The following is an 18,192-nucleotide window of genomic DNA, read 5'->3' on the forward strand; positions in this document are numbered from 1 at the left end:
TATAAGGAGATTTAATGGTCTGATGGTGTTTTAAAGCTGTGAAATGGTAAAATCACCGTCTTCGGTCATACATATTTGCAAGTTTTTATTAATTTCTATCTTAATAGGACTAACAATTGCTTTTTTATTAGAAAAATACCAAACACGTTCACTTGGTCCTAACAGTAAATTTGCTCCATCCTCATAATTCCCCATAAATGTGAGAGCATTTGAGCGAATCTCGTTATGATTCATTGGCGTTATACCGTATTCTTTTAAACGATCAGCTACTAAATAAATAGCATCCGTCGTTAAATTCATTTCGGCAATATTTAGTACATGCTCGGGTGAAAAATTCTCTGCATCCTGTTTTGGATTTACTTCCTGCCTTGAAATAAGCTCAATAATATTTCCTTCCGGATCATAAAAATAACAAGAATAAGCTTTTAATGTATCAAAATATACTTCATCCTGCCCCTCTGACAATAATAATTCTGCATATTCTTTTACCCAGCTTTTCGCTTGTTTAAATAAATTACATGGAATATTTAGCGCAAAATGATATTGTTTTTTTACCAAATACGGTATTTTTTCAAAAGTAATAACACTTTCACCAACAGCTATATCAAAAAAATTATCCTTATTCTGTATTAATGAAAATCCTAAATGATTGCAGTAAAATTCCTTCATTTTATGTATATCATACACATATAGTATCACCTTTGTAATCTTCATTCGTAAAACATCTCCTTTGCAATTATTAACATTTACTATACTTATTAAAATAAATATCTTCCTCATGCAAAAGAATGAAAATTACTTTATAGTTGGAGACGATCCCCTCGCTATTTGGTTGTGAAATCGAATCACTACGGCATCTAGGGCGGTTTAAGGGGCGGCACTGCAATTCCTTCATTCTTTTGTAACACCATTCGCTCTCCGTCGATATCCATTGTTGCTGTTCCAGATAGTACAACGAAAAATTGTTGTGCATGATGGTGATCATGATTTACCTCTACTGTTTTAGCAAACATACGCTCATGAATAATACTGAGATATTATTTTTCACTAAATGCCAACCATCACATTGTTCTCCCCGTCTGTAATGCTCTGCAACTTGTTGTCTAATTTTCAAAACTGATTTCACCTTCCTTTTATTTTGATTATTATGGATATTTTCCTAATATTTCTATAAAATATAAAATAAGTATTTTTACTATGACGCAGTAGGGAGTGGAATCGTTGCATATCAAAAAACAATTGCTGGGCACTGCTCTCGGCTATGTGCTGGCATTATTCATTGCATATATCTTTTTCGATTATTTTTCCTGGTCGTTTACTGTAGGTTCTATTGTAGGTATTTGTTTATTTGCTCTAATTTTAATGTTCATGAAAAGGAGATAAATCCCCTTTTCATAAAGTATTTAAAAATTTTTCGAACTTGTTGGCACTCAGTATTTCATGTGTTATAAAATGACCATTGTAAAATAATCCAAAGGTTGTCCATATGATAGGTGCATTCTGTGCTTCATCTTTCGTCCTTAGTTGATATGCATGAAAAGGAATGCCCCTTTTCTCAGCCATTTTTTTTAAATCATCTATAACGCCAACTGCAAAAGGGCATTGGGCAGTGAAGTAGATCACAATACCACTGTTATTCGATAAAGCATTTTTCACCCGCGGTTTAAAGGAAGGATCGTCGGCATAATCGTTAAATTTATAGACAGCTAGCTGAAAATAAGGTGCTGCTTGATCTACCATTTCAAATCCCAAATATTCAAAAAAACGCTTATCACTTAGAAATGGAAGCTTTTTCTCTCCTACTATATGGACGATGCCATCCATACCTTGCGCTAATGCATCTTCCTTACACTTTTCAATCAATTGTCTAGCATGCTTTTGATTTTTGAATTTCCCTGAAACCCATAGGCAATTGATATACATATAATTCGGTGCATCGATAGGAACCCAAGCTTGATTTGCCGGTAAATATTCAATAAACACTTTTGCCCGGGCGTTTAAACGATAAAAAACTAGCCCCTCATCCATACGGTTCATCAACCATTCTTTCTTTTCCTTTACCGCTTCTTCGTATTGCTTTGAACCGAGTGCGCAACATATATGTTCCTGTTCAATATTATTTCTAGTAATTTGAATATAATCCACTTTACTTTTCGCCTCTTTACTAATCTAATTTGATACTACTATTTTAGTATATCGAAGGTAGAAAATGGATAGTCTATAATCTGGAGTTCACGACAAAAAAGCGAACAATTTAAATAAATTTATCACTTTATTTTTTTAAGTAAACCTTATCGTATCTACACATAATATAGTCATTATTCTTCTATCGCTTTAACATACGTAACTGCATTAAAAAAGATGGTTTTATCTTTCCTTTACACAACTTTTTTTCACACTAGTTATTTAATCGGAGATAGGAAAAAACGTTGCTATAGACCCACTCAAAGTTTACTTGGTATCATATTATCAGGAGGTGATTTCTGGTGAATTCATCAAAAATTGCATTTTTATCAGTTTTAAGTAATTCAACTGTTGTCATATTAAAAATTATTGTTGGATTGTTCACAGGATCAGTTGCAATTGTATCGGAGGCAATCCATTCACTTCTAGACTTACTCGCCTCTTTTATTGCCTTTCTCTCCGTACGGATTTCCAGTAAACCAGCCGATAAAGAACACCCCTACGGACACGGAAAGGTTGAAAATATTTCTGGAACAATTGAAACACTTTTAATTTTTGTTGCTGGCATTTGGATTATTTACGAGTGTATTCATAAAATTATCGCTCCCACACCAATAAAACTCCCAGTTTTAGGAATACTAGTCATGTTATTTGGCGCCTTGATTAATTTTTTTGTATCAAGAATTGTTTATAGAACTGCAAAGAATACTAACTCTGTTGCCATGAAATCAAATGCACTGCATCTACTTACAGATGTCTATACATCATTAGGTGTTGCATTGAGTTTATTGATTGTCCATTTAACTGGTTGGTATATTTTAGATCCAATCATCGGAATATTATTAGCAAGTTATATTATGATGGAAGCTTTCAAACTGATGAAAGAAACATTTCCTCCTTTAATGGATGCACGATTATCGATGGAAGAGGAAGAGCAAATTATTCAAATTATTGAATCATTTAAAGATGAATACATTGAGTATCACGATTTTCGAACTAGACGTTCAGGGGCGGAAGAATACATCGATTTCCATTTAGTCGTAGCATCAAATGAAAGCATTGAAACCGTTCATAATTTATGTGATCGTATTGAAGAAAAGATTAATACCCATTTTCATCAAGCCAATATTCTGATTCACCTAGAACCGGAGAATGAAAAAATAAATGAATGATGCCAATAACCAGGTTTTTCAAAGTACCTGGTTATTTGTTTTATCGCTAAATGCATGTAACTTTTTTCAAAAGGACGATGCTTTGGGGAAGCAAAACTTTTTACTGAAGCATTATTAATGAAAATACCCATCATCTGGTTTGGTAACGAAATTTCCCATTATAACAGAGGAGGAAAAAATGAATGCAATACAACATTTCTCAAGAGAAAAATGAACGTAAAAAATCTTTCATTAATGTTAAGCTTTACGAATACAATTTGAATCATTTCCCAAAAGATCTAAGAGGCAGATATCAAGAAATCAACCTGTTCCTTACAGATGAAAAGGATCAAATCCGTGGTGGCATTTTGGGAGAAGTTTGTTGGAATTGGTTAGAGATACATACACTTATGATCGATGAGGATATTCGCGGATTAGGGCTTGGATCTAAATTGTTAGTAGAAATCGAACGAATTGCTTTAAATAACAAATGTGATTTTATAAAGGTCGATACTTTAAGTTTTCAAGCATTAGATTTTTATCAAAATCACGGATATCAAATCTACGGTACATTGGACAATGTCGGGAGGGATTATAAACACTACTATTTAAAAAAGGATCTATCATAGTCTTACAAAATTTCCTTGTAACTATTTGAAACGAAGAATGAAAATTAATGAACAGATGTTTTTGTCAGAAAGCGCAGCATCAGCAGGAGGTCACTCAGTCGGTGTTGCTGTCGCTTCGCTTTCGATTCTAAAAAAATTTTTGTAACTGTCATTTCACTTACGCTACAAAAAATTTACTGAAGGGAAGTTAAATTTCTGATCGTTGTAGGGAATATATATGATGAATTTTATTAAAAATAAACGTCTCCTTTTCCTTCATAAAACCATTTTTTTCAGCCACACGAATTGATGGTCCATTTTTAGGATCAATAATACTTATTAATTTATCTTGTCCTAACTGTGAAAATCCATATTCCACACAACTTTTAGCTGCCTCAGTTGCGTATCCTTTAGACCAATATTTTTTATGAATATGGTAGCCCACTTCCACTTCAGTTTTTCCATCTACTATTTGTTTAACGAGGCCACAATCTCCAATTAATTCATTCGATTCTTTTAAATATACTGCCCATAAGCCATATCCATCTTCTTGATATCTTTGTTTATTTTTTAAAATCCAATTTTTTGTTTGTTCTAAATTAAATGGAGACGGATAATACTTCATTGTTTCAGCATCAGAAAAAATGGCGTAAAGGACAGACATATTATCATCATGTAATTCTCGCAATTCTAACCTTTCTGTTTCCATAATTATCAATTTAGTTCACCCCTTAAATATGTAAATTCTTGATCCCCATTCTAGTTTAGAAGAATCATTCCGTATTTACAAAAATATATATATATAGGAGTTTAAAAATAAAACGATCAATACTATATAGGCGAGGTGTAGGTTTTTTATGTATTTCGGGATTATTCCGCTTATCCTATTTTTTATTTTTTTGTATTCTTACTTGAAAGATCCTAGAAAAATAGTAAATGGCTTTTTATTTAATATTTTTTTCTGTTCATTTCTTTTATTTTGTACGATTGTTTCTTTAGCATCTGAAAACAATACTATAAAGCTTTTAGTTATTATTCCTTTAATAGCACTTTTCTTTTTGATACCTTTTGGAATTGTAGCTTTAATGTTCGGCCTATTTCTTAATGCAAGAATTTTAATGAAAAGAGAAGGAAGACGCCTAGCAAATTCCTTAACATTAATAGTAGCTATTATTATTTTATTATTTATTGTCATGCCTATTATTAGTCCATCTAGTTTGTTATCTAATATATTTCAGCCTGTTTTTGGAGGAATATCGCTTATTGCTTGTTATTTCTTGATTCATTTATCCAACTTTCTATCTGCATATTTTCTCTATCAGTTTAATAAACCAAAGTATAACCAAGATTTTATCATCGTGCTAGGCAGTGGTTTAATTAACGATAAAGTACCACCACTTCTTGCAAGTAGAATTAATAAAGCTATTGATTTTTATCAGAAACAAGCAGCAGTTAACGCACCACCAACCATTATTTTTTCTGGAGGACAAGGTCCCGATGAAAATCTACCTGAAGCGGAAGCGATGCAAAAATATGCTGTTGAAAAAGGCATTCCCCTTGAGCATACAGTGCAAGAAAATCGTTCTGTAAACACCTATCAAAATATGTTATTTTCGAAACGGATTATGGATACGTTAAAACCAGATGGTAAATACAACAGCATCTTTACAACGAATAATTTCCACCTTTTCCGTTCTGGTCTATACGCTAGACAAGCTGGCTTGAATAGCCAAGGTATCGGCTCAAAAACAGCTTTTTATTATTGGCCCAACGCAATGGTTCGTGAATATGTTGCAATTGTTGTAATGGGGCGAAAAAGACATATGAAAATTGTTGGGACAATTCTTGGAATTTCTCTACTCCTTTCTTTATTTGGCTTATTATTCTTCTAGTTAAATTAAAAATGATCAATTAAGGGTACTGAATCATAATTTTCTAGTACCCTTTTATTTGTCGTTGACAGTAGATGTTTTCCTCGGACCCCTATTTTAAATGCGACCAAACTTCATTTCACTATTTAAACTGCTTCGAGTTGTTTTCGTTTAACTGTTAGCATATTTATAAATAAATTTCTTATAAAACAGACATTGAAAAGTTGCATAGTGGTTTTTAACTAGATTTATTGAGGGAGTGACAATGAATGCACTTACAAAAAAAATCGTCTTGGTTTCTTGCATTATTAACTCTAGTAGCGGTTATTTCAATGTTTTCTTTGTTGGATTCACCAAAACAATCAAAAGAGGCTATTACCTCGACAGCAGAAGCTGATCAAAAAGCTGCAATACAGACTGTTTCGAAGGAAGTATCTTCATCTAGCCCTTTATTTGAAGAAACTCGTCTACAAGTTAGTAACGAAAGAAATCAACTTCGCCAAAAGTTAACGCAAAAAATAACGTCAGGTGAGTATTTTGTTGACGAACAAAATACAGCGTCTATGGAAATCGATACTCTCCTTAAGGAAGAATCTACAGAGGCACTACTTGAGATGCAAATCAAATCATTAGGCTTTCCCGATGCTTTAGTACGAATAGAAGGAGCAAACATTTCCGTAACTGTGGTGGCCAATAAATTATCAAAATCTCGAGCAAATGAAATTATTTATCTAGTAAAAAAAGAATGCGAGGATGCAAATGTGCAAGTAAAATTCGGTGCAAATAATTATTAAAAATGGAAAAAGGGGGTCTTCATTTTATTTACGAAAAACTGCGCCTTAGAGGAAATACCATTTTAAGACGTTGTAGCCCCCTCTTTAATCTTCCATATATTTTCTACATACAGCTTAGGATATGACATCATTTGAAGTGGTCTTTTTATAGAGATTACACTTTAACAATTAAAAAATTCCAAAATGTCCTTTACTAGTTGTTCTTGATCTTTACCTAATGTCATTAAATGCTTGGATTCTTTATAACCTTTTATCTTTTTTACATTTGAATTGACATTATTATAAATAACATTAGCGCTATGTGTGTACAATTCATCATCTTGTTCACCATAAAAAATGGCAATTGGAACTAATATTTTATTAAGATTTTGAATGGTAGACTTAATAAATTGTTGAAATACAATTAATGTATCTAAGGGCATTTGATTAAACATAGCAATTTCTTGAGAAATTTGAAATGAAGACTTCCCCTCTACTTTTTTGTAATTGTATGCGTAATTTATAATTCTTTTTTTTAGTCGTTCTGGCTCCCTATCGATCGGTACTGATAATACAATTGCTCGCTCTATTTTTTCAATCTGTGCAAGTTTCAATGTAAATATCCCGCCAATAGACAAACCTATAACAGAAATTTTTTGGAATCCCTCGCTAATTAAAAATTGATATGCATTCACAACATCTTGCCACCAATAATTTACATTATATTGTAGTAACTGTTCTGGAGCACACCCATGTCCTCGGTAAAGTGGTACATAGCATGTATAACCTTTTTTATGAAATTCAATAGCAACCTTCTTCATATCTCTAGTATGGCTTGTAAATGCATGTAAAAGTAATACAGCGTGATTATTACCTTTCAGGTAAATTTCTTTAGCAGGAAGTATCTTTATCACAAAACCAAACCTTTCTACATAAATACTAACTCTCAGTATAAAGATACTTTACCAAAGTAGCCAATTATCTAAAATACCCGTCTATTATTTTTATATTGTGGAAGACCATCACTAATTTCAAAATGGCATAAGACAGTTTGGAGTAGCTCATGAAAATCATATAAGGGGTTTTATATGTCTGTGTATTTTTACTGGACGTTCTCTGTGTGCTTTATTCTCCACAGAATCGCTCAACATTCTTATGCCCCTACAAATAACAAAGTAGCAACTACAGGGGCATCTTCATGTTCATTTAATTCGGTATAACCTACCGTAAGATATGTATTACAACAATATTATTATCAAGTTAATAGCCCTTCTCCCGTACTTTCTCGGACATATCATAGCGATGAAAGGAGAAAAATTTATGTGTATTAATAAAGATAATTGTAATTGTTTATCAACGAGAAAAGAATGTGATAACTTTGGACCGTTTGTGGCTAAAAATTTTAATTGTATAAATTCGGAAATCGAAAACGGCGAAGAAAACAACGGCGGTTCAATCATTCCCTTTTCCTCTGGAAATACACAAACTGTAGTTGAAAATATACTCGGCAATAATCTTGCTAGTCTTATAGGGTTTGGTACTGCTATAGACCTTGTACCTATTGCAAATAATACAATTAATTTAACTGGACTTTTAACTGAAGCCTTCACCGTCCCACGTGCAGGAAATATTACTGCTATTTCAGCTTCATATACTGCATTAGGGGGACAGGTTGAATCAGGATCTGTCACAATCCGTGCTCAAATTTTTCGTGCCCCTATAGGAAGTAATAGTTTTACAGGTACAAGTGCTAGCGTTGATTTAGCGCCAACAATTACAGAACCTATACCTTTAGGTCTGTTAGTATTTGCATCCGCTAATATTCCACCAGTACCAGTAGCTCCAGGTGACCAATTATTAATGGTATTTTATATTTCTTCGTTACCAGGAGATACTACCGTTGACCTTATTCTTGGTACTGCAAGTGCAGGAATTACTATTGTTTAAAATTTCTAATTGGATGAAGTGGAAGTTTTACAACTGAACATGCTATCCCCATTCCTATATTAGTAGCTTGGGTGCTGCAATTTCAGATAATATAAATAAGAAATTTAGCTTCTTTTAGCAGAAGCTAAGGTACAGTATCTTCTTTCATTACAGTGTTTATTTTTAATTTATTTCTCAGGCTATTCACTATGCAAAATAACTTTTACTTCATGTAAAGCAATTATCCTCCTTTAGTATGAAGGGTCACTCCAATCCCAAGTGACCTTTTTTATTGTCGTACCCCACTAAAATATTACTTGCTTGATAAATTTTTAATGCCTATTGTGACTGGATGAATACCCCACTCCTTCGCTACAGCCTACATATTATATAGTGTAGAAAGGAGGATTTTATTATGGGATACTATGGAAACGTAGGCTGTGGCTGTTATGGTGGCTATGGCCGTGGCTACGGTTCATCATTTGCGCTGATTGTTGTTCTATTCATTCTTCTAATTATTATCGGCGCTACTTTCATAAATAATGAAAACTGTTAGCATCCGTACAAAACTATTAGTCTTTCTCACCTCTTTAAAGGGTCGCTTCCTGCCTAGTGACCCTTTATCGTTTAGGTTTACATGACCATTACTGGTGATCCGCTGTCGAATTCTATTAATCTAGAATTTATGCTGTCCGAGGTGAGTCTTTCTCATACGCGCATATTGGAAGAATCAAATCATATAAATTACTGAATCTTGTATTTATAAAATACATGAAAAAGGACACTCCTATACTTAGGAAAAGTGTCCTATAATTGAATAATGATCTACTTCTATTATCTGTTATTCTTGAGATAGTTTTATTAGCTTTTGCTAGGGTGAATTAAATTTGTTTTTCGAACCTTTTAAAAGCCTCAGACATTCTGTTAATAATCTCGTCAACCTGTTGGCTTGTAATAATAAGCGGTGGAGCAAGAGCAACCGTATTTGTTCCCTTCCAATCGAAGTAACGTAATTGCAGCCCTAAGTCCATGCATATATCAGTATATAGAGCTGCGGCATGTACCGTAGGGTCAAATGGGATGCCGTTTTCAGGATCTTTAATTAGCTCAATACCGGCCAGTAGACCAAGACCTCTGACATTCGTTATATGTTTATAATTTCTTTCGAGATACTTAAGTCCTTTTAATAACTCTTCACCACGAAGCCTACTATTCTCAACAATTTGATCTCTTTCTAATATTTCAAGTGTCTTTAAGCCAACCGCGCAAGCCATCGGATGTCCACTATAGGTGAATCCATGGAACATCATTTCATCTGATTGAATAAATGCTTCTCTTACATGCTCTCTCATAATTACAGCACCTAGGTGAGCGTAGCCACTTGAGATTCCTTTTGCAACACATAAAAAGTCCGGAACAATGTTCCAATTATCTACACCAAAGGTCTTTCCGGTTCTTCCAAACCCACAAATCACCTCATCTGCAATAAGCAAAATGTTGTGTTCGTCACAAAGTTTGCGAACAGCTTGAAGGTATCCGTCAGGAGGGAATCTTACCCCGCCTGCACCTTGGATTGGCTCCAAAATGACAGCGGCTATAGTGTCGGATCCTTCTGATTCAATTATCCCACGAATAGAACGCGAGTAATTTGGATCACTTTTGTCACCAAGTTCTGCATTCAAAACATGCGCTGCAGCTGTAAGGAAGTTCGGAGCATTGGAAGTCGTAAATTTGTTGAATCCCTCGATTCCGGTAGCACTTGTGGCACCTACTGTAACCCCATGGAATGATTGTTCAAGAGAAATAATTTTAGTTTTCTCTGGCTGGCCTTTTACTTTCCAATAAAAACGGGCCAGTTTAAATGCTGTATCATTAGATTCCGAGCCTCCCGATGTGAAGAAGCAAACATTCAGATCGCCAGGTGCTAATGAGGCCACTTTTTGTGCTAAAAGGATAGCGGGTTCATTGGATTGTCCGCTGAATGAGGAGCTGTAAGAAAGTTTTAACATCTGCTGTTTTGCTGCCTCAGCAAGCTCTTCATTCCCATAGCCAAGGTTAACATTCCAAAGCATCGATACCCCATCAATACGCTCTTTCCCCTCTATGTCTTTCAGATAAATTCCTTTACCTTCTGTAAAGATTGTTGATGGCCCTGATAAAAAATGGGCTCTCGGTGGTGTAGTTGGATGCAAATAATGTTTTTTATCAAGTTCTGATAATTCCAATTTACTTAGGTTTTTTCGCTTTGTAACGTATTGCATATTTTATTCCTCCTTTAATAGACAAATATAATGAAGCTTTCCTAAGTTGCGATATCAATAAATTTTTCCAAGAATAGAGATTTTGTTTTACTAATTGAAGTTACGTTTTCATCCTCTAGCAGGCTCTCAATAGGGTATATAAATAGCCGCATTTTTTTATATCCTTTGTGTCTCTCTCCTTGCTCACGATATTTTCTGAATGAGTAGAAAGATTGTTACTTTATTTAACTAATATTCTGCCCTTCTATATCTGTTAAGAGTTTCTTGGATTCTTTTGAATACATAGATCTTATCGCTAAATAACAAACACCAATTCCCATCCAAATAAATCCAACCATTTTTCCAGCTGTTGAAAGCCCCCACAAAATATAAAGACAAACCGACATTCCAATTAACGGAATAATCAAATATTTAACGATATTTTTTTGCTTATTTTTTAAATAGTAGTGATTCATTACACAAATATTCACGAAAGCAAATCCTAATAATCCACCAAATGCAACTAAGTCGGATACAATTTGCAAATTCAAAGATACTGCACCAATAATTCCGATTATTGACATTAATAAAATATTATTAATCGGTGTTTTATACTTTGGATGGATATAGCTAAAAAATTTTTGAGGGATGACATTGTCACGTCCCATCCCCAAAAGCAGACGACTTGAAGCTGATTGGCTAGCTAAGGCGCTTGCAATTCCAGATGCGATAATCGTAAGTGTAATATATGTCTGAAGGAACCCTCCCCCTATAGTCTCTAAAACGTTGAAGAAGGCTGTGTCGGGATTATCAATAGCTAAATAGTTTCCTAAAAGAATCACTGCTAAATAAGTTACGGAAACATAAAATACCGTTTGAATGACACAGGTAAACAAAATGGCCAAACCAATTTTATTCCCCCCTACGTTCGTCTCTTCAGCCAAGGTTGTAATAGCATCAAAACCTAAGTAAGCGACAATAACAATAGCTGCCCCGCCAATAACTGCTCCTATTGAAAATGATTCACTATCATAAATTGCCTTATAGTTTATTAAAGTTAAATCACCCATTATAATATAGTGACTTGCGCAGACAACGAAGGCAATCACCGCGATAATCATGAGGAGCACTAAAACTGAATTCAACTTAGTAGCTATATCAATGCCAATTATATTTACAAACGCGATTGGGATAGCGAAGATGAGAACCCAACCCCAAACCGGGATGCTTGGTACAAGGGCGTTTGCAAAACTTGCACTGATCAAAAAAGTTAGCATAGGTATCAACAAATAATCTAGGAGCATTCCCCATCCAGCTATAAATCCTATGTTAGGGTGTAGCGCTTTATGGGCGTAGGTATAGGTTGAGCCTGCAACTGGGTAAGCTTCAACCATTTTACCGAAACTATACGCCGTAAATAACATTGCAACAAAACCAAGAACATATGACAGGACAGAATGGCCCTGTGATACCAATGTGATAATTCCAAACATTGACATCGCTGCAACTGGTGCCATAAAGCCAAGACCAAAAATAACTAAATCTCGCATTTTTAAACTTCTTTTTAGACTTTGCCCATCTGATAAAATTTGAATGTTCTCTATTGATTTTTGTGTTTCTATAATCCCTACCCCCATTGGCATATTATAATTTTGTAATTTACCCTCCATACCAGTTCAGGTATGCTTTGTCTAACTGTCCATAGCCGGCACTCCTACTTCACGTCCGAAACCATTTGTTTCATCCCTTCGAAAGATGTTGTATGGTTTAAAAAACTGTATACATAACTGTTTCTACTTTTATAACACGGGCCATTCGATGCCACACTTTAACTCATTTTGATCCAAACCCCAAATGCTAGCGCCCTAAACAGTGTCGTTTGCTCTTTCCAGGGCATCCGTCTAAAGCTTTCCTAGCAGCTTTGTCTGTAAGGTCCACAACTTCTGGTTAGGCCTCGGGTAATACGACATTTACGTTCTGCCTAACACAATCTGAACCCATTACCACTAATAAACAGTTCGTATTTCGTCTTTTATCTGACTCCCCTCTTTTGTTTTGTTGATTGCCGATTTTTCCTTTGAACTGTAGTAGGAAAAATAAGCATTCTTTATAGTAATTACAGATTATCAGATTATGATAATTTCATATTGTAAGAATCGGAACATTCTAAATTTTCAACCACTAATTATGCGCATATTGAATGCACTTAAAAAAGGGGCTGGGACAATAGTATTTTAACTACTAAAGTAAAACCCGAACAAATTTACAAGACACTCATACGGTGTTTTGCCATTGTTCGGGTTTTCTAATATATTCCTTCATTTATTTAAAAGAATTCGGCTTTCGCAAAGAGTTATTTGTTATATCCCAGCTTCTTTAGCTTTACAAACATTATTTAGCTCGTTTTCAGGCAACTTTTTTGTCCAGTTAATTGATAAGGTGTCATGCATCCAAAATTACGAAACTCATGAATTAAATGGGCTTGGTCATAATAACCATTCTCATGAATAACATCATTTAACGTATAGTGGGTTGTCCTCAGCAGCATATTTAGGGATGATTGAAATCTTACTATTTGGCTAAATAATTTTGGGGAAATACCAATATGGTCTTCAAATTGTTTTCTTAAATATCTAGTTGAATATCCTACTTCATCTGCAAGTTGAGTTATGGTAATATTACCTCTTGTCACGTATATATTATATAATGCTTGTTTTATTAGTTTTGATGATTTATCAATCTCAAAAATTTGACTTTCCAATATTTCATTGAATATATTGACTCTCTCCATAAAACTTTCATTGGTTACTACCTGTTCTAAAATATTCGTATTTACAGGAAACATTTCATTTAAGGAAATTTCTTTATCTGTAAGGTCTTTTATACCGAATTTTAGTGTCTTAATATCTAGGCATGGCAGAAAACGAATACCAAAGTATGTACTGTTTGGGACAAGGTTAATCACTCTACTTTTAGTAACGCTTCCACAAATATTACCGTAATGCTGATCACAATTAATGAGAATATCGATACACCCATCCGGGATAACAGAAATTTGATTACTTACCCCTCCCATTTTAAATTGGTAAAACAGAATAGATGGTTGATTTGGTTTCATTCTAACTTTTTGTTCAGTATAGTAATCTGTTTGAAATTCAAAGTCAGGCTGAGACGGCAAGTAACTAATTATTTTCGAATTTAAAGGATTAATCAATTTTATACCACCTTTAATACAAATTCGTAAACGCTTACAAATCGATGCTTAATATGTGATAATTTCCTCAGTTAATTTCGAATAACAGCTGAATCAACGATTTACAGAAATTTCTTCTTGGATTACCTAACTTGTTCTTACTTAGTAGAGATTTCATATGCCACCTCTTTACGAACGTTCATAAATTAGTGTAAAAAAAGGAAAAATACTCAACGGAACTATCGGAAAATTTCGATAATTAATCATCCTCCCCCATAGTTTCTTATTTTTTAGCGGGAAAATTTTAAAACAGCTATTAAAAGCGCTTTTCCCATTCATAAATATTATCGATCACTATTTTAAAAGCCTGTATTCCTTATCCACTGAAGGTTACAGGCTTTTCTAACAACAGGTTTATAAATCTTGCTGCCATCCTAAAACGGATAATCTAATTTACTCGTCTGTACAGATACCCATTTCGCAACAGTAAACTCATCTACAATCCATTCATATCCAAAACGCCCAATTCCACTTTGTTTCACTCCACCAAATGGAACATTTCCTTCTAACACTGCAGGCATATCATTTATATGTGTTGTACCAGATTCGATCTCAAGGGCTAATTTTTCTCCTCTTTCTAAGTCACTAGTTATAATGGCAGAGGATAATCCATATTCCGTGTCATTCGCAAAACGAATGGCCTCTTCATCATTTTCAGCCGGAATAATTTGTGCAACAGGACCGAAGATTTCACAAGATGCAAGACATGAATCATTAGGTACATCAACAAATACAAATGGGGAAATAACATTCCCTGTACGGTCACCTTCTACGGCAACTTTTAATCCACTTTCCTTTGCTTTATTAACTAAATCCATAATTTTATCAGCTTGTTTTTCATTTATAACAGGTCCAATAATTGTGTTAGGGTCCTTGGGATCTCCTACTGTTAATCCCTTTACTTTTTCTACGTATCTAGCAACAAATTCATCATAAATATCTCGATTAACAATAATTCGGTTTATAATCGCACAGATTTGGCCACTATGCAAAAATTTTCCGAAGATGGCGACTCTCACTGCTTGTTCTACGTCGGCATCTCCTAAAACTACCAAAGGATTATTGCCTCCTAGTTCTAATGCCATTTGTTTTAATGTTCCGCCTGTTACCTTATTAATATGTTTTCCTACTGCAGTTGATCCTGTAAAACTGATAAACGAAGAATTCGTATTTAACAGGAATTCATCTCCTGATTCTTGAAGATCGGTTAAAATTGAATTAAACACTCCTGCAGGAAGTCCTGCTTCTTCGAAAGCCTTTGCAAAAACTTGCCCACCAACTATTCCAACTTGGAGATCTGGCTTATGAACAACACTGTTCCCGAGAGCAATGGCAGGGAAAATTGTTCTTGTTGCCATGTTAAATGGAAAGTTAAAAGGTGTGATGGACGTAATAACACCTAAAGGTAATCGATATACACGGCTAACCTTTCCTGGTGTAGTAGATGCATAATTTTTTGGTGTGTATATTTCATCTACCATATTAATAGAATCTTTAATGTCACTAACCCCGAAGCCAAACTCAATTTGAGCTTTAAGTAGTGTTCCACCTGTTTCCCGTGTAATTAATGCCAAAATATATTCTTTATTTTTCTCTAAATAGTCTAATGCTTTCGTTAAAACCTCTCTTCGTTGTTCTGGAGTAGATTTAGCCCATTTCTTTTGTGCAGCTTTTGCCTTGTGATATGCTTCTTTTATTTGCTCAACATTCGCTAATTCTACAGATGTAATAGTCGATTGATCATATGGATCCTTTATTGCATACGTTCTTTTACTTCCCCCCTCTACCCATTGACCCCCAATATAACTTTTGTTTAGTGTACTTGCCCATTCCATGCAGTTCACATCTAAAGCCTGGTTTTTTGTCATTTAAAGTCCCCTTCCTGAAATAAAATCTATACTTAACGCGATGTAACCTAAATTGTAGGTGCTGTTAATTGTTTTTTATTGTAAAAAGCGGAACTACCATTATCAAATGATAATTAAAACAAAACTAGATAGGGCTAACTGCCTTCTTACTTTTTAAAACGCTTATGAATATTGTTATATTTATAAGTTCCTTCCTCGCTGAATTCAATCAATTCCATCGATAATGCTAGATATCGACTAGTAAATAGATCAGCAAAGTGATCCTTTATTACTTCGAAAAGTTCGTCACAAGTTTCTTTCTTATGTTCAGCCGATCTTCCCGCCCCAATTTTTAATATAGCATGAACAAATGCATCATCTTCTGCTCCATCTGCTACTCGGTAATCTTGAAGTTCAATTGCTCTTGATCGAATGCCTCCAGTCGGAAAAAGATTACTACGGCTAATCAAAACATCATTCACTTTTTTTAGCAAATTTGGAATGTCTGCTTCTTTCTTTATGTTATCGGTATACTCAACAATAAAATGCGGCATGTTTTCATCCCTTTCACTTACTAAAAATGGCGTTCTTACTTTCTGTTCTTAAGAACTGTTTTTCACTAATAATAGTATTTACTAGTCGTCCCACACCTTCAATTTCAGTAATGACTTCATCCCCTACCTTTGTATCAACTAAGCCCTCAGGCGTACCTGTAAGGATAATGTCGTTTTGATTTAATGTCATAAAACTACTTAAATATGCAATCAATTGCGGAATACTAAAAATCATATCTTTCGTTGTGCCTTCCTGTGTCACTTTTCCATTTACATAAGTACGCAAAGTAAGATTCATAGGATCGTTAATATCTTTTGCATCGACTAGCCATGGACCGATTGGTGTACAAGTATCTCTATTCTTTACTTTTAAGTTCGGACGATAATAGTTTTCTAAATAATCACGGATGGCATAGTCATTTGCAACGGTATATCCTGCAACATAATCATAAGCGTCTTCTTGTTTAATGTTTGTCCCGGAACGACCAATGACAACTGCAAGTTCACATTCATAATGCATATTGGTAGCCTCAGCTGGTCGGTAAGTCTGACCTCGATGACCAATAAAAGTATTAAGACCTTTTAGAAAAACTAAAGGTTCTGTTGGTGCTTGAAAAGCAAGTTCCTTTGCATGGTCTGCATAATTTAGCCCTAAAGCAAAAACAGTTCTAGGTTGTACAGGTGGTAGCCAGACAACTTCCTCTTCAGAAACAATTTGTCCATTATCTAGTTTCAGGTGACCATCATTTGTTTCAATTGCGTGATGAATAACATCCTGAAATACTACACGTGCATGTTTCATAATAATCGCGCTCCTTTACCAAACAATGAGATTCTCATTTAACTGTATTTTCTAAATAACCGATTCCATCGATTTCAATTCGTACCAGGTCTCCCTCTTTCACAAGCGGAGGATTTTCAGGTACCCCAACTAGTAAAACATCTCCCTCATACAGCGTCATAAATTCCGAAATTTCAGAAATTAGATGTGATACAGGACGAATTAAATTGGCCGTTGTATTCTTTTGTTTTAATACATCATTAACGAATACAGTAATCGTTAACTTATTAGGGTCAGAGATTGCATCGCGTTCGATAATCCATGGACCTACAGGGCAAAAGTTATCTCTCGCTTTTTGTTTAACAGCTGGTCGATAAAAACTCTCATGTGGAATACTTACATCATTTACAATGGTGTATCCTAATACATGATCTAAAGCTTTTTCTTCTGTTACACGAGTAGCCTTTTTCCCAATGACAATGCCTAATGAGGCACCTACTTGCAGTTGAGATGTATCCTCGGGTAATGGAATGGAAGATTTAAATCCAGTAATCGTGTTTACCGGTTTTATATATAACACAGGCGCTTTGGGAGGCTCTTTATATGGTTCTTTCGTTAAAGATGAACCTAATGCCTCAAGCTCGCCCCTATAATTTAATAAAGCCCCATATACTGTACCCGATATTGGCGCCTCCAAAGAAGACTGCTCTAAGGTTACATTTCGATCACCGAGAATAATTGTATTGCTTTGAGGATCTACTTCCACCTCTTTTGTATGAAGGGTTTCACTAAATTTAATAATTGCCTTACTCATAACGATTCACTCCTCTTATCAATTTCGCCTTGGCGTAATAGCGTCCGGATTTTGAATTGTGCCATTTGTAGGAAGTTAACCTAAAAACGTCACTTCCTGTGACAACGGTTAACTGACCTACATCGTGCAGGCCTCCTTTGAAAATCCGTGACATCCGCCGGAGGCTTTAGGCCAACACGATGTTGGTCAC

19 protein-coding genes are annotated in these 18,192 nt (G+C 34.7%); 7 read left to right on the forward strand and 12 right to left on the reverse strand.

Translation table 11 applies throughout. From position 1 onward, the window contains the following. Positions 1–30: 30 nt before the first annotated feature. Positions 31–714 (reverse strand): VOC family protein, encoded by a 684-nt coding sequence (locus tag MY533_RS14890; protein WP_248716578.1) that lies wholly within the window; start codon positions 712–714, stop codon positions 31–33. Between the two features lie 143 nt (positions 715–857). Then, positions 858–1,013 carry a cupin domain-containing protein gene (locus MY533_RS14895; RefSeq protein WP_248716579.1) on the reverse strand — a complete coding sequence of 52 codons (156 nt, stop codon included), beginning with the start codon at positions 1,011–1,013 and terminating at the stop codon, positions 858–860. A gap of 208 nt (positions 1,014–1,221) precedes the next feature. On the opposite strand from MY533_RS14895, the gene MY533_RS14900 reads away from it, so the two are divergent. Beyond that, complete coding sequence (locus tag MY533_RS14900) at positions 1,222–1,383, forward strand: hypothetical protein (RefSeq protein ID WP_248716580.1); 162 nt, start codon at positions 1,222–1,224, stop codon at positions 1,381–1,383. Positions 1,384–1,392: 9 nt separating this feature from the next. On the opposite strand, the gene MY533_RS14905 is transcribed toward MY533_RS14900, so the two are convergent. Then, positions 1,393–2,145: a GNAT family N-acetyltransferase gene (locus MY533_RS14905; protein WP_248716581.1), complete on the reverse strand. Its 753-nt coding sequence runs from the start codon at positions 2,143–2,145 to the stop codon at positions 1,393–1,395. Positions 2,146–2,486: 341 nt separating this feature from the next. Here MY533_RS14905 and MY533_RS14910 point away from each other — a divergent pair, with 341 nt between their 5' ends. Together MY533_RS14910 and MY533_RS14915 are read left to right on the forward strand one after the other, a co-directional pair. Then, on the forward strand, positions 2,487–3,356 hold the full coding sequence (locus MY533_RS14910) for a cation diffusion facilitator family transporter (protein WP_371873265.1): 870 nt from the start codon (positions 2,487–2,489) through the stop codon (positions 3,354–3,356). A 182-nt stretch (positions 3,357–3,538) separates the two neighbouring features. Further along, the gene (locus MY533_RS14915; protein ID WP_248716582.1) at positions 3,539–3,964 is read left to right on the forward strand and encodes a GNAT family N-acetyltransferase; all 426 of its coding nucleotides are present in this window, start codon (positions 3,539–3,541) and stop codon (positions 3,962–3,964) included. Positions 3,965–4,151: 187 nt separating this feature from the next. Here the strand turns inward: MY533_RS14915 and MY533_RS14920 are convergent, their stop codons facing one another. Beyond that, positions 4,152–4,661 carry a GNAT family N-acetyltransferase gene (locus MY533_RS14920; RefSeq protein ID WP_248716583.1) on the reverse strand — a complete coding sequence of 170 codons (510 nt, stop codon included), beginning with the start codon at positions 4,659–4,661 and terminating at the stop codon, positions 4,152–4,154. Positions 4,662–4,800: 139 nt separating this feature from the next. Between MY533_RS14920 and MY533_RS14925 the strand changes: the two genes are divergently transcribed. Both MY533_RS14925 and MY533_RS14930 read left to right on the forward strand, forming a co-directional pair. Beyond that, positions 4,801–5,835: a YdcF family protein gene (locus MY533_RS14925; RefSeq protein ID WP_248716584.1), complete on the forward strand. Its 1,035-nt coding sequence runs from the start codon at positions 4,801–4,803 to the stop codon at positions 5,833–5,835. Between the two features lie 248 nt (positions 5,836–6,083). Beyond that, a complete protein-coding gene (locus MY533_RS14930; protein WP_248716585.1) occupies positions 6,084–6,608 on the forward strand; it encodes a SpoIIIAH-like family protein in 525 nt (174 codons plus the stop codon). Positions 6,609–6,769: 161 nt separating this feature from the next. Here the strand turns inward: MY533_RS14930 and MY533_RS14935 are convergent, their stop codons facing one another. After that, entirely contained in the window at positions 6,770–7,501 is a 732-nt protein-coding gene (locus tag MY533_RS14935; RefSeq protein WP_248716586.1) for an alpha/beta hydrolase, read from the reverse strand. Between the two features lie 406 nt (positions 7,502–7,907). On the opposite strand from MY533_RS14935, the gene MY533_RS14940 reads away from it, so the two are divergent. Both MY533_RS14940 and MY533_RS14945 read left to right on the forward strand, forming a co-directional pair. After that, positions 7,908–8,534 (forward strand): exosporium glycoprotein BclB-related protein, encoded by a 627-nt coding sequence (locus tag MY533_RS14940; protein WP_248716587.1) that lies wholly within the window; start codon positions 7,908–7,910, stop codon positions 8,532–8,534. Positions 8,535–8,928: 394 nt separating this feature from the next. Continuing rightward, positions 8,929–9,069: a YjcZ family sporulation protein gene (locus MY533_RS14945; RefSeq protein WP_248716588.1), complete on the forward strand. Its 141-nt coding sequence runs from the start codon at positions 8,929–8,931 to the stop codon at positions 9,067–9,069. 325 nt (positions 9,070–9,394) lie between these two features. Here the strand turns inward: MY533_RS14945 and MY533_RS14950 are convergent, their stop codons facing one another. From MY533_RS14950 to MY533_RS14980, 7 genes are all read right to left on the reverse strand, one after another. After that, positions 9,395–10,774, reverse strand: coding sequence for an aminotransferase family protein (locus tag MY533_RS14950; RefSeq protein ID WP_248716589.1), 1,380 nt, complete (start codon positions 10,772–10,774; stop codon positions 9,395–9,397). Between the two features lie 224 nt (positions 10,775–10,998). Beyond that, positions 10,999–12,423 (reverse strand): APC family permease, encoded by a 1,425-nt coding sequence (locus MY533_RS14955; RefSeq protein ID WP_248716590.1) that lies wholly within the window; start codon positions 12,421–12,423, stop codon positions 10,999–11,001. A gap of 725 nt (positions 12,424–13,148) precedes the next feature. After that, a complete protein-coding gene (locus MY533_RS14960) occupies positions 13,149–13,967 on the reverse strand; it encodes a helix-turn-helix transcriptional regulator (protein WP_248716591.1) in 819 nt (272 codons plus the stop codon). 413 nt (positions 13,968–14,380) lie between these two features. Continuing rightward, a complete protein-coding gene (locus MY533_RS14965) occupies positions 14,381–15,841 on the reverse strand; it encodes an aldehyde dehydrogenase family protein (protein ID WP_248719222.1) in 1,461 nt (486 codons plus the stop codon). Positions 15,842–16,020: 179 nt separating this feature from the next. After that, positions 16,021–16,407, reverse strand: a complete 387-nt coding sequence (locus MY533_RS14970; protein ID WP_248716592.1) for a 5-carboxymethyl-2-hydroxymuconate Delta-isomerase — start codon at positions 16,405–16,407, stop codon at positions 16,021–16,023. A 13-nt stretch (positions 16,408–16,420) separates the two neighbouring features. Then, complete coding sequence (locus tag MY533_RS14975; RefSeq protein ID WP_248716593.1) at positions 16,421–17,209, reverse strand: fumarylacetoacetate hydrolase family protein; 789 nt, start codon at positions 17,207–17,209, stop codon at positions 16,421–16,423. A 34-nt stretch (positions 17,210–17,243) separates the two neighbouring features. After that, complete coding sequence (locus tag MY533_RS14980) at positions 17,244–18,002, reverse strand: fumarylacetoacetate hydrolase family protein (protein ID WP_248716594.1); 759 nt, start codon at positions 18,000–18,002, stop codon at positions 17,244–17,246. Positions 18,003–18,192: the final 190 nt, after the last annotated feature.

Source organism: Lysinibacillus sp. Ag94 (genome assembly GCF_023242215.1).
Classification (GTDB): Bacteria; Bacillota; Bacilli; order Bacillales_A; family Planococcaceae; genus Lysinibacillus.

Coding starts and splice junctions, on each gene's coding strand:
- MY533_RS14890 (WP_248716578.1), bottom strand. CDS start 714: ATGAAGATTACAAAGGTGATACTATATGTGTATGATATACATAAAATG.
- MY533_RS14895 (WP_248716579.1), bottom strand. CDS start 1,013: ATGTTTGCTAAAACAGTAGAGGTAAATCATGATCACCATCATGCACAA.
- MY533_RS14915 (WP_248716582.1), top strand. CDS start 3,539: ATGCAATACAACATTTCTCAAGAGAAAAATGAACGTAAAAAATCTTTC.
- MY533_RS14925 (WP_248716584.1), top strand. CDS start 4,801: ATGTATTTCGGGATTATTCCGCTTATCCTATTTTTTATTTTTTTGTAT.
- MY533_RS14930 (WP_248716585.1), top strand. CDS start 6,084: ATGCACTTACAAAAAAAATCGTCTTGGTTTCTTGCATTATTAACTCTA.
- MY533_RS14940 (WP_248716587.1), top strand. CDS start 7,908: ATGTGTATTAATAAAGATAATTGTAATTGTTTATCAACGAGAAAAGAA.
- MY533_RS14945 (WP_248716588.1), top strand. CDS start 8,929: ATGGGATACTATGGAAACGTAGGCTGTGGCTGTTATGGTGGCTATGGC.
- MY533_RS14950 (WP_248716589.1), bottom strand. CDS start 10,774: ATGCAATACGTTACAAAGCGAAAAAACCTAAGTAAATTGGAATTATCA.
- MY533_RS14955 (WP_248716590.1), bottom strand. CDS start 12,423: ATGGAGGGTAAATTACAAAATTATAATATGCCAATGGGGGTAGGGATT.
- MY533_RS14965 (WP_248719222.1), bottom strand. CDS start 15,841: ATGGAATGGGCAAGTACACTAAACAAAAGTTATATTGGGGGTCAATGG.
- MY533_RS14970 (WP_248716592.1), bottom strand. CDS start 16,407: ATGCCGCATTTTATTGTTGAGTATACCGATAACATAAAGAAAGAAGCA.
- MY533_RS14975 (WP_248716593.1), bottom strand. CDS start 17,209: ATGAAACATGCACGTGTAGTATTTCAGGATGTTATTCATCACGCAATT.
- MY533_RS14980 (WP_248716594.1), bottom strand. CDS start 18,002: ATGAGTAAGGCAATTATTAAATTTAGTGAAACCCTTCATACAAAAGAG.